Raw genomic sequence first — 11,331 nt, 5'->3', positions numbered from 1 at the left:
TGTCAGTCTGTAGAGCGACCATAAGACCAGAACAGAGTAAATCTGTTAAGGCAGGTGCGAAAAATCCTTCGGGAAAGAAGCAGAAACCTAAATCGTGAGGTTTGGGAATCACCGTCCGTTTACGGCGGTGAGGATGTCAACTGTCTTTACTGAAATTATGCGCCGCCGCCGTTAAACAAGGTGATGCACAAGTACAGCAATTTGTCAAGTTAATTGAGGTGCGCGATCAGCTAACCGCTCAATTAGCCCATCGTCCCTCCCTAGAACGCTGGGCAAAAACCGCCCAAATCAGGGTGTCTGAGTTAAAAATGCTTTAAAAGCAGGGAAACAGCGTTGGGCGCACCTAGCGGGCTTAGAAGTGGGGGAATTAGAAGAAATTATTGCCCTTGGTACCCGTGCCAAAGAACAGATGATCAAGGCCAATTTACGTCTGGTGGTGTCGGTGGCCAAAAAATATCAGAATCGCGGTTTAGAATTATTGGATTTGATTCAAGAGGGAACCCTGGGTTTAGAACGCGCCGTCAAGAAATTTGATCCCACCAAAGGCTATCGTTTTAGTACCTATGCCTACTGGTGGATCCGTCAAGGAATGACAAGAGCGGTCGCAACGCGCTCGCTACGCGAGATCGCAACGAAAAGCCAGATTATTCGCTTACCGGTTCATATTACCGAAAAACTCAACAGAATTAAGAAGGCACAACGGAAAATCTCGCAAATGCGCGGTCGCACTGCGACCGTAGAGGAAATTGCCCAAGAGTTAGCTCTGACTCCTGAAGCTGTGCGGGAATTGTTGATGACAGTGCCGCGTTCGGTTTCCTTAGAAATAAAAGTGGGTAAGGAAAAAGATACGGAATTATTAGACCTTTTGGAAATCGAAGCAGTGTCTTCAGAAAATCATTTTGTCTATGAATCTTTGCAAAGAGATATCAGAGAACTATTGGCAGATTTAACCACTCGCGAACGACAAGTGATTGAATTGCGCTATGGTTTTCTCGATGGTCAATCCCATTCTTTAGCCGATATCGGTCGCACTTTGGAATTATCCCGGGAAAGGGTACGACAAATTGAGTTGAAAGCTTTGCAAAAACTGCGTCAATCCCAGCTACATAATCAAATTCGCGATTATTTTGAAGCGTTGAGTTAGTTAGGGTATGTGGAAAAAGTTTTTCCTGGGGGCAGGGTGTGGGGAGTATTTTCAGTGAACAGTAATACTAAATCCTGTTATTAAAAACTGATTATTTACTCCTCCTTTTGCCTCTTGCCTATTGCCTATTGCCTCTTGCCTATCCTGATATGTAGCCTATACTCAACGGATTTAGTATAATCAGTGATCTGAAAATACTCCCTATTTTTTAGGAGATTTTAACTCACCGAGAATAAGGATTTGATGATACCAAATCCGTTTTTAATACTGTGATTAACTCCCAAGTCATGGATTGTTTCTCCCTGCTCTGGCGCTCCCCACTCCCCTATACCTTTTAAACAGGATTTATCCTAAATCCTGTTATTAAAAACTGATTATTTATTCCTCCTTTTGCCTCTTGCCTCTTGCCTCTTGCCTATCCTGATATGTAGCCTATACTCAACGGATTTAGTATTAATATGTCCAATTTTGTTTCGTCTGTAGGGTGTAGGTTCCGTCGCGTACCTTGACCCGATGGGGGATCAGCTTCAGGTCTCGGAAGATATGAGCTTGGTGTTGTAGGGCCGCCAGAGAGCGATCGTCGATCGGGATAATGGCACGTTCAGAGGCCCGTTGTTCGAGATTATTGACGATCGCCGGATCGAGCTCGTGGTGAGCTGCCAAGCGTCTCGTCGCCTCTAACTCCTGTTGTTTCGCCCACGCGCCCGCCTCGTTCACCTCTTCTAAAATCACCTTCAGTACATCGGGATAATCCCGCACCAATTCGGGAACCGCATAATAATAGGTCGGCACTTCTAGAGAGGCGTTTTCCCCGAATATACTCTCTAGATCGGCCACCGATCTTCCCGGATAGGTGCGCGTCTCGGTGGGCGAGTAGGGAACCCAGACCACCCAAGCGTCGATCTCACCGCGACGAAAAAGCACCAGTGCTTCCGGTTGAGTCGCATACACCGGTTCGATATCGCTTAATTCTAGATTCACTCTCATCAGGGCGCGGATGAGGACATAATGGGCGCTCGAACCTCGATCGAAGGCGATTCTTTTGCCTTTTAAATCCGCCAACGTCTCTATTGGCGAATCCTCCGGTACGAGAATCGCCTGACCTTTCGGGGCGGTATATTTTTCCTTGGCTACCCGGACGAAGACGTGTTCCGCCGCTTGGGAGAAAATACTCGCCGTACCGCCACCACCGCAGAAGTCGATCGTTCCGTTGCTCAAGGCCTCGATCAGAGAGGAAGCGGCCAGAAAACTCGTCCACGTTACCGTCACCCCAAAGGGTTTTAAGCGTCTTTCCAGAAAGGCCTGGGCGCGGAGAACTTCCAGATTGGTCATGCCCTCGGGATAGCCGATCTTGAGGATTCCTAACCGCCGCGCTTGTTTGGCGAGGGGAGTGATATCGGAGGGGGTCGAGTGCTTGAACCAGCGATTGATCGCGATACAGAAGAGAATTCCAGCGATAAATAATCCCACGGTTTCCAATAGTCGGGGAGTCGTATTCCGGGGGAATTTAAAGCTATCGACGAGGTTCAGAATCGGGTTATCGGATCGAGAATTTTGACCGACGGCGATCGTGTCGGAAAATCCAGCCAGGAGAAAGCTCCCGACGAGGCTGGTCAAAAAAAGCACTGCGGGAAGAACTGCCCGCCAATTTCGCCACGGTTTCCAGAGACACTTGATCGAACGGTGGAGCATGGGATTTCTCGCAGAAAACAAGATTTATTATCGGGAAAGGAGACAAGAGAGAAGGGTTTCCCAACTCGATCGGGAGAGGTTCCATTAGTTTTATCTACATACTATAAAAATCCACGACTCCTCGATTGTGTAACAAAGTACATTTATAAATGTATTGAAAATGATATGGTTTTAAAATGAAATTGCGCCCGCATTTGAGAGATCGAGGTAGTATGGATGGATTGGTTGATCGAAATCGTCAAAATCGCGGTGGCCACCGGCATAGCCACCACCTTCGACGACAATATTTATCTAACCGGCTTCTTTAGCGAGGTAAATCGTACCTTTCGCCCGGTTCACGTTGTCGTCGGCGAGCTAGTCGGGTTTACGGCCTTAGTATCGGTTGGCTTGCTGGGTTTTCTACTCGGCTTAATCATCCCGCCGATTTATATCGGTCTTCTCGGAATCTTGCCGATCCTCATCGGTGTGAGAAATTTACTGACGTTAAATCGCGATAACGAGAGGGAAACCGCAGATCGCAAGGTGAATTTGCGAAGAAACGCCCGATTTCACGGATTCGCCTCCCGCAGACTATCCCTCGGTCAAGTCCTCAGAGATCGCCAAACCTATAAAGTTTCCGCGGTCACGATATCCAATGGCGGCAATAATCTCGGTATCTACATTCCCCTATTCGCCAATAGTACCGTGGCGCAGTTAGCCGTAATCATCCCGATCTGCTATCTAATCGTCTGTACTTGGTTATTTCTCTCCTATAATCTAACCCGCCAACCGGGGATCGCGGTTGTCCTCAGCCGTTATGCGAGTAAGCTTTTCCCTTTTGTGCTGATGTGGTTGGGCCTACGGATTATTCTCGATAACGGCTCCTATCGCCTGTTGATTCCCACCGGGTAAATTAGGCCCCCGTAAAAATCGCCAATCTCCGGCTCCCACGGGAGTCAGAAGTCAGGAAGAGAGAATAAAAATTAGTTGGTTTAGATCAACCTTATCGAGAAAATCCCGATGAATGTATCACTGTTGTCAATTCGATCGCTGTTTCGTCCCTTTCGTTCCTTATCGGGGAGGAGCTTCCTTTCCTTCCTGTTAGTGGGACTGTTGGCAAGTCTCGCCCTCGCCTCCTGCGGGGGAATCGCCTCGAAACCGGAGGTGAAATTAAATCTCGTTTCCTTCTCGGTCACGAAAGCCGCCCACGACCAGATTATCCCGAAATTCGTCGAGAAATGGCGGAAAGAGAGAAACCAAAAAGTCATTTTCGAGCGCAGTTACGGCGGCTCCCTGGCCCAGGCCGATGACGTGATCGCCGGGAAACAAGAGGCGGACGTGGTACATCTCGCCCTTCCCCTCGACGTGATGCGGATATCTCAAGCCGGCCTGATTAATCGCGGTTGGGAAGATCGGGTTCCGAGAAGGGGGGTGGTGAGTCACTCGGTGGCGGCGATCGTCACGCGGGCGGGAAATCCGAAAAAGATTCAATCTTGGGCGGATCTGGCTAGAGAGGACGTTACGGTTCTATCCGCCGATCCGAAAACTTCCGGGATCGCTATTTGGCAGTTATTAGCCCTCTGGGGTTCGGTGACGCAAACGGGGGGCGAACCGGAACAGGCATGGGATTTTGTCCGCCAGGTCTATCAAAAGATTCCCACCCTAGCCAGGGACGCGCGGGAAGCCAGCAATGCCTTTTTCCAAGAAGGAAAGGGGGATGTTTTAGTCACCTACGAAAACGAGGTAATTCTAGCGGCAAGAAATCAACCAGATACCAATTACTTAGTCCCCCCGGTCAATATCTCGATCGATAATCCCGTGGCGGTGGTGGATAGAAATGTCGATAAACACGGCACGCGAGAGGTGGCCGAGGCCTTTGTGAATTTCCTCTATTCCGAGCCGGCACAACAGGAATTGGCCAAATTAGGCTATCGCTCGGTCAATCCCTTCGTGGCCAAGGATGAAGGATTACAATTCCCGCCGATCGAAACTCTTTTCAACGCCCAAGATCTCGGCGGCTGGACGTTGATCCAAACAGAATTTCTCGCCGATAAAGGCATCTTCGAGCAAATTAAGAACCAGTCGGCTTCCTAACATTTTTCCCGCTTTAATCTATGAAATTCTCTCATTATTTTTTCCTAATCTCCCTTCTGATGGCCAGTAATTTGATCGCCGGTTGCGGTCGCCCGGCCGACTCGGCCGAGAAAGAAGCGCCAGTCTCGATCGACGGTGGTGCGGTGGGTTTCGCCCTCTCCCTCGCCGTTGCCGAAGAATATCAGAGAATCCATCCCGAAGCGCGGGTAAGCGTCGCCACCAGTGGAACCGGGGGCGGTTTTAGTAAGTTCTGCGCCGGAAATCTCGACATTGCCGGGGCATCGCGGGTGATCCGGAAAGAAGAGATCGAGAAATGTCGGGAAAACGGTGTGGAATTTCTGGAATTACCGATGGCGATCGACGGATTGGCGGTGATCGTCAATAAAAAAAATCAATTCGCCAAGTGTTTAACGATTAAAGAACTCGATAAAATGTGGAACACGAAAGCGGAGGGCAGGATTACCAGTTGGAAACAGATTAATCCCAAATTTCCCGACGAGAGATTATTACTTTTCGCCCCGCCTTCCGATACGGGAACCTTCGATTATTTCACCCAAGCGATTACGGGAAAACGGAGAAATAGCCGTACCGATTTCACCCCGAACCGCAATCAAAACGCGCTCGTGCAGGGGGTGATCGGCAATCCATCCGCGCTTGCGTATTTAGGCATCTCTTTCTATATGCAGAACCAAGATCGATTGAACTTGGTGGCGATCGAAAATAATGAAGGAAAATGCGTCAAACCGGTCCCCATCGATAACGTTCTCCGCAATGTCTATAATCCCCTTTCCCGTCCCCTGTTTATCTACGTCAACAAGAATAATTTAAAAACGAATCCATCCCTAGAAAAATTCGTGCGCTTCTATTTAGAAAATTCCTGGAAATGGGTCGATGGCGTGGGTTACGTCGCTTTACCAGATGAGGCCTACGTCAAAACCCTGCGGAAATTCGAGCGCGGGGAAACGGGATCGAAATTCGGCAAAGCTAAACCGGGAGAACCGATCACGAACTTTATCTAAAAAAGGAATTTTGTCAAACCATGACCTTAACCCCGAGTTCTTTCGATAATTCTTTTTTGCCGGCAGATAATTCGCTCCTCAAGCACCCCGGCGACGATATTCAAGAGAAGATGATCGCGGTCATTCTCTTCGCTTGCGCTTTCGTTTCCGTGGCGACGACGATCGGCATCGTGGCGATTATTTTTAGCGAAACCTGGGGATTTTTTCAAGAGGTATCTTTCGCCCAATTCTTTCTCGATACCCGTTGGACTCCACTGTTCGCCACCCCTCATTTCGGCATCTGGCCGCTAATTAACGGGACATTTTTAACCACAGCCATCGCTATGTCCGTCGCGGTTCCTTTAGGCCTATCTTCCGCGATCTACCTCGCCGAATACGCAAAACCGAACCTAGCGGCGATTTTACGCCCCGCGGTGGAACTTCTCGCCGGGATTCCCACGGTGGTGTACGGGTAAGCTAAACGGCTTTTACTTCGGATCACCGATATAGACTCCAAAAGGGTTATAGCTGTTGGATCATGCAGGTTAAGCGCCGTTTAGCTTACTTCGCCCTACTGGTGGTCACGCCCACTTTGCGGAATCTTTTCCCCGTCGAGATTTTTAACGCCCTCAGCGCCGGGTTAATGATGGGGATCATGATCACTCCCACGGTGGGATCGATTAGTTTAGACGCGATCCGAGCGGTTCCCCGTTCCCTGCGCGAGGGTTCCTACGCGCTAGGAATTACCAAGCTGGAAACGATTTTTAAAGTGGTTCTCCCCGCCGCCCTCTCCGGGATCATGGCCTCGATTATTCTGGGAATGTCCCGGGCGGTGGGGGAAACGATGACGGTGTTGATCGCCGCCGGCTCGCAACCCCGGCTTACCCTCAATCCCTTCGAGTCGATCGCCACGATGACCGCTTTTATGGCCGAGATTTCCGGGGGAGATGCGCCCCGCGGCAGTCTCAGTTTTAAAACCCTCTACGCGGTCGGCGCAGTGCTTTTTCTGATCACGCTGGTGCTGAATCTAGCCAGTTACTGGATATCCCACCGTTTTAAAGAAAAATACGATTGATTTCCCATGGTTAAATCCTCTGTCAAATCCGATACCGTTGAATTTATCGACCATCTCGAACGCCGCGAGGCGATCGGCAAATTCTGCGAGTATCTTTTCCTCTTCGGTTTACTGATCGGTTTGTTCGTTCTGGCGCTGTTGGTGTTGAATATCGCCCACGATGGACTCGGACGACTCTTAACCCCCGGATTCCTCACGGAAACGCCTTCCCGTTTCCCGGAAAGGGGCGGTATCCGTCCGGCGATCATCGGTAGTTTCTATCTGGGAATTATCGTGCTTCTCGTGGCGGTGCCGATCGGGGTCGGGTCGGCTTTGTATCTAGAGGAATACGCCCCGAAAACTTGGTGGACGGCACTGATCGAGGTGAATATCGGCAATCTGGCCGGGGTTCCCTCGATCGTCTACGGCTTATTAGGATTAGCGGTTTTTAACTATCTGCTCAATTTTGGCCCGACGCTGATTTCCGGCGCGTTAACCCTTGCGCTTCTCTCGCTGCCGGTGATTATCGTCACGGCGCGGGAGGCGATCCGGGCGGTTCCCGATTCCCTACGCCAAGCCTCCTACGGTCTAGGCAGTACCAAATGGCAGACGATCCAACACCATGTTTTACCCTACGCGGTGCCGGGGATTCTCACGGGGGTGATTATCTCCGTGTCGCGGGCGATCGGGGACGCGGCTTCTTTAATGGTCGTCGGCGCGGTTAGTTTCCTCACTTTCGATCCTGGTTTATTCGAACGCTTTATGGCACTACCGATTCAAATTTTCAGCTATATCACCCGTCCCGAACCCGGTTTCGCCAATGCGGCGGCGGCCGCGATTATCGTTCTGATCCTGTTAATTCTCGCCCTCAACGCCATCGCCATCTATCTACGTCAACGTTATTCGACACTGAATTAGGGAAGGCAGCGGGCAAGGGGGTAGATACATAACCTTCCCTACTCCTGCACTCCCCACTTCTCCAGTACGGGAGGGTTTGCAAACCCTCCCCTCTAAAAAAACCATCGATCTTTAATAAACGATCAGGAGAATTTTTGCCATGACTACCCACCTTAACCCAGATCACAGTGTTTTCGACGCAGAAGGAGTCAAAGTTTTTTATAACGGGTTTCTCTCTCTTGTGGACGTTCATATTAAAATTCCCGCGCGAAAAATCATCGCCTTTATCGGGCCGTCCGGTTGCGGGAAAAGTACCCTTTTGCGCTGCTTTAACCGAATGAATGATCTGATCCCCGGCGCCAAGGTGGAGGGAAAACTACTTTACCGAAATCAGAATATTTACGATCCGCAGGTCAACGCGGTCAAGTTACGGCGACAGGTGGGGATGGTTTTCCAACGTCCGAACCCTTTTCCCAAGAGCATTTACGAGAATATCGCCTACGCACCCCGAACCAACGGTTATCAGGGAAATCTTGAGGAATTGGTCGAGTATTCCCTGCGGCAGGCGGCGATCTGGGAGGAAGTAAAGGACAAACTGAAAGAAAAAGGAACGGCACTATCGGGGGGACAACAACAGCGTCTCTGTATCGCCCGTGCGATTGCGATGAAGCCGGATGTTTTATTGATGGATGAACCCTGTTCGGCCCTCGATCCCATCTCTACCCGTCAGGTGGAGGAATTGTGCCTACAACTGAAGGAAAGTTACACGATCATCACCGTCACCCACAATATGCAGCAGGCATCGCGGATCGCCGACTGGACGGCGTTTTTTAACACCGAAACCGATCGGTCCGGGAAACGCCGGGGAAAATTAGTCGAATTCAGCCCCACGGAAGTTATGTTCGGTAATCCGCAAACCGACGAGGCCCGGGAGTATATTAGCGGGCGATTTGGGTAATTGAAACAGAAAAAAAGCCGATAGTCTGTTTTTCACAACCGTGCGCGGTTTTATGCCGAGACACCCATTGCTATGAATAGAAAGGACTGGATTTTCGCTATTTTGTTGGTTTTTGTCCCGATCTCGATCGCCTGGAATTTCCTGCGTTGGGACGTGACGATCGTTTTCCTGAGTGCCTGTCTAGCGATTGTTCCCCTGGCCGCTTACATGGGAAAAGCGACCGAGGAAATCGCCGTCGTGGTCGGTCCCAATCTTGGCGGTTTAATGAACGCCACCTTCGGCAACGCCACCGAATTAATTCTCGCCTACGCCGCCCTCGAAGAAGGTTTGATCGAGGTGGTGAAAGCGACGATTACTGGTTCAATTATCGGGAATCTGCTGCTGGTAACGGGCTTGTCGATGTTTTTCGGCGGCTTACGCTATAAAGAACAGAAATTCCAGCCCGTGACCGCCCGTTTAAATTCCTCGTCGATGAATCTCGCCGTGGCAGCGATCCTCCTACCCACGACCGTTCAATACACCTCCGCCGCAATCGAGGAGAGCGTCCTACAGCGTCTCTCGGTAACGGTGGCGGCGGTATTAATTTTTGTGTATGGTCTGAGTCTGCTGTTTTCGATGAAGACCCATACCTATCTTTACGAGGTGGGGGACGCAGATCTCGATCAAGAGTCGGGGGAAGCGGTAAGCGTAAAAAAGCCGAATCTCTGGCTCTGGGTGGGGATATTACTGCTCGTGACGCTCGGTGTGGCGGTCGAATCGGAATTGTTAGTTAATACCCTAGAGGAAGCCACGCATAAATTAGGATTAACGACCCTTTTCACGGGGGTGATCCTGCTGCCAATTATCGGCAACGCGGCCGAACACGCCACCGCGGTTAGGGTCGCCTTAAAAGACAAAATGGATCTGGCGGTTTCCGTGACGGTGGGTTCGAGTCTGCAAATCGCACTTTTTGTCGCGCCGGTTCTCGTAATCGCGGGTTATTTCCTCGGTCAGCCGATGGCTCTCGATTTTGATCCGTTTGAATTGGTCGCCGTCGCCGTCGCGGTGTGGCTGACTAACTCGATCAGTAACGACGGTCGCTCGAACTGGCTAGAGGGTATATTACTCGTCGCGACCTACGCGGTGATCGCCCTCGCTTTCTTTTTCCATCCCGCAGCGGCCTAGGGCGATCGGTCGTGCGAAATACAGTTTCTCGATCGGGATAGGTAGTAAAATTCTCCCGTTCCAGAACCTTTGAAGGAAAAGCCGAACGCCGAATATTTCGGTTTCCCCTGCCATGGTTAAGGTTTAACGAACGGAAAAACCCGACGGCCATCTTAAGGAAAAAAACGATGATCGAGATTGTGATTGCGATATCTACCGGTGTAGCGGCATTCGTCGCCACCAACCTCGACGATATATTGATCCTGACGATTCTCTTCAGCCAAACTGGGAAACTCTTCCGTCATCGCGATATCGTCATCGGTCAGTATATCGGCTTTAGTCTGCTTGTTATTGCCAGTTTAGCGGGATTTTTCGGTTGCTTTCTCATCCCTACTCAATGGATTCGCTATCTAGGCCTCGTTCCTGTGATTCTCGGCATCTTTTCCCTTCTCAAAGAAGAGGAGAAGGAGGAAGAGCCGGAGAATGTCGAAGTCAACCTAGAGGGTGCGAAACATTCCCCCCTCGGCCGTTGGTTTGACCCGCGCACCTATAGCGTGGCTGCGTTGACCGTCGCCAACGGCAGCGATAATATCGGCATTTACGTTCCCCTTTTCGCCAGTAGTAGCGTAACAAGTCTGATCGTTATCGTCAGCGTGTTTTTGATTCTGGTGGGGGTTTGGTGTGCGTTCTCGCGTAGCGAGCGCTTTGCGTTCGCCTACGGGTTGACCAGCGTGCCGACCATCGCCACTATTCTAACCAGTCAGGGAAGTACCTTCGTTCCCTGTGTGCTGATCGGTCTGGGTATTTTTATCGTCAAAGAAAGTATTTCCCTCGCGTTTTTGGCCTTAGCAATTAGCTATCTCTGGGCGATCGTCGGTCGCAGTAAGGAACTTGCAAAAAAATAAAGTACCATTTATTTCCAAGGCAGAATCATCACATCCCAAGAGGGTAATTAGGGTTGGCTGAATAATGGTAAAACCCTTTTAAAATAAGGCTTTTGACCTGTTAAAATCCGATGTTAGTGCAATCAAAAACCTGGCATCATCCTTCTTTTAGTACATAAACTGGTACAAAAAAAGAGGGCAACAAAGCCTGAAACTCCTGAATACTGACGACCGGCTACTGACGACCGACTCCTAACCCCACCAACAAACTTTTTGCCGCAAACCCTAAATAGGGCTGGCTGAATAAATGTGAAATATAGACTAGGTAAGGGTCTTAGGGTCTTTTTTCGCTCCCACAGGTGCAAGATTTTGAGAGAATCATGTTTCAAAACCTTACATCTTCATCGGCCCGCGTCCTGTAGGGGCGAAGCATTCGGGCATAACCTATCGCTGAAACCGTAGATTTCCTATCCGAATGCTTCGCCCCT

At 50.1% G+C, this 11,331-nt stretch carries 8 protein-coding genes and 2 pseudogenes; 9 read left to right on the top strand and 1 reads right to left on the bottom strand.

Annotated elements, in window-relative coordinates; all coding sequences use genetic code 11:
• Positions 1 to 140 precede the first annotated feature (140 nt).
• A pseudogene (locus tag IM477_RS21650) lies at positions 141 to 1,144 on the top strand (sigma-70 family RNA polymerase sigma factor); the annotation flags it as partial.
• 453 nt (positions 1,145 to 1,597) lie between these two features.
• On the opposite strand, the gene IM477_RS21645 reads toward IM477_RS21650, so the two are convergent.
• Positions 1,598 to 2,836 (bottom strand): sulfonate ABC transporter substrate-binding protein, encoded by a 1,239-nt coding sequence (locus IM477_RS21645; protein ID WP_287733413.1) that lies wholly within the window; start codon positions 2,834 to 2,836, stop codon positions 1,598 to 1,600.
• A 216-nt stretch (positions 2,837 to 3,052) separates the two neighbouring features.
• Here IM477_RS21645 and IM477_RS21640 point away from each other — a divergent pair, with 216 nt between their 5' ends.
• The 8 genes and pseudogenes from IM477_RS21640 to IM477_RS21600 all read left to right on the top strand — a co-directional run bounded on the left by IM477_RS21640 (position 3,053) and on the right by IM477_RS21600 (position 10,864).
• A complete protein-coding gene (locus IM477_RS21640) occupies positions 3,053 to 3,727 on the top strand; it encodes a cadmium resistance transporter (RefSeq protein ID WP_287733412.1) in 675 nt (224 codons plus the stop codon).
• A gap of 108 nt (positions 3,728 to 3,835) precedes the next feature.
• Positions 3,836 to 4,909 (top strand): sulfate ABC transporter substrate-binding protein, encoded by a 1,074-nt coding sequence (locus IM477_RS21635; protein ID WP_287733411.1) that lies wholly within the window; start codon positions 3,836 to 3,838, stop codon positions 4,907 to 4,909.
• A gap of 20 nt (positions 4,910 to 4,929) precedes the next feature.
• Positions 4,930 to 5,928: a PstS family phosphate ABC transporter substrate-binding protein gene (locus IM477_RS21630; RefSeq protein ID WP_147071477.1), complete on the top strand. Its 999-nt coding sequence runs from the start codon at positions 4,930 to 4,932 to the stop codon at positions 5,926 to 5,928.
• A 20-nt stretch (positions 5,929 to 5,948) separates the two neighbouring features.
• Positions 5,949 to 6,982: pseudogene (gene pstC / locus IM477_RS23250) on the top strand (phosphate ABC transporter permease subunit PstC).
• A 6-nt stretch (positions 6,983 to 6,988) separates the two neighbouring features.
• Positions 6,989 to 7,879 carry a phosphate ABC transporter permease PstA gene (gene pstA / locus IM477_RS21615; protein ID WP_287733408.1) on the top strand — a complete coding sequence of 297 codons (891 nt, stop codon included), beginning with the start codon at positions 6,989 to 6,991 and terminating at the stop codon, positions 7,877 to 7,879.
• Between the two features lie 139 nt (positions 7,880 to 8,018).
• Positions 8,019 to 8,816 carry a phosphate ABC transporter ATP-binding protein PstB gene (gene pstB / locus IM477_RS21610; protein ID WP_287733407.1) on the top strand — a complete coding sequence of 266 codons (798 nt, stop codon included), beginning with the start codon at positions 8,019 to 8,021 and terminating at the stop codon, positions 8,814 to 8,816.
• A 72-nt stretch (positions 8,817 to 8,888) separates the two neighbouring features.
• Positions 8,889 to 9,980: a calcium/proton exchanger gene (cax, locus tag IM477_RS21605; protein WP_287733406.1), complete on the top strand. Its 1,092-nt coding sequence runs from the start codon at positions 8,889 to 8,891 to the stop codon at positions 9,978 to 9,980.
• A gap of 167 nt (positions 9,981 to 10,147) precedes the next feature.
• Entirely contained in the window at positions 10,148 to 10,864 is a 717-nt protein-coding gene (locus IM477_RS21600) for a cadmium resistance transporter (protein ID WP_287733405.1), read from the top strand.
• Positions 10,865 to 11,331 lie beyond the last annotated feature (467 nt).

This window comes from Microcystis sp. M090S1, from assembly GCF_020246295.1.
In the GTDB taxonomy this organism is placed as follows: Bacteria; Cyanobacteriota; Cyanobacteriia; order Cyanobacteriales; family Microcystaceae; genus Microcystis; species Microcystis aeruginosa.
The sequence above is the reverse complement of the archived record's forward strand: the minus strand, read 5'-3'. Positions and strand labels throughout refer to the sequence as shown.

Coding starts and splice junctions, on each gene's coding strand:
- IM477_RS21645 (WP_287733413.1), bottom strand. CDS start 2,836: ATGCTCCACCGTTCGATCAAGTGTCTCTGGAAACCGTGGCGAAATTGG.
- cax (WP_287733406.1), top strand. CDS start 8,889: ATGAATAGAAAGGACTGGATTTTCGCTATTTTGTTGGTTTTTGTCCCG.
- IM477_RS21640 (WP_287733412.1), top strand. CDS start 3,053: ATGGATTGGTTGATCGAAATCGTCAAAATCGCGGTGGCCACCGGCATA.
- IM477_RS21630 (WP_147071477.1), top strand. CDS start 4,930: ATGAAATTCTCTCATTATTTTTTCCTAATCTCCCTTCTGATGGCCAGT.
- pstB (WP_287733407.1), top strand. CDS start 8,019: ATGACTACCCACCTTAACCCAGATCACAGTGTTTTCGACGCAGAAGGA.
- IM477_RS21600 (WP_287733405.1), top strand. CDS start 10,148: ATGATCGAGATTGTGATTGCGATATCTACCGGTGTAGCGGCATTCGTC.
- IM477_RS21635 (WP_287733411.1), top strand. CDS start 3,836: ATGAATGTATCACTGTTGTCAATTCGATCGCTGTTTCGTCCCTTTCGT.
- pstA (WP_287733408.1), top strand. CDS start 6,989: ATGGTTAAATCCTCTGTCAAATCCGATACCGTTGAATTTATCGACCAT.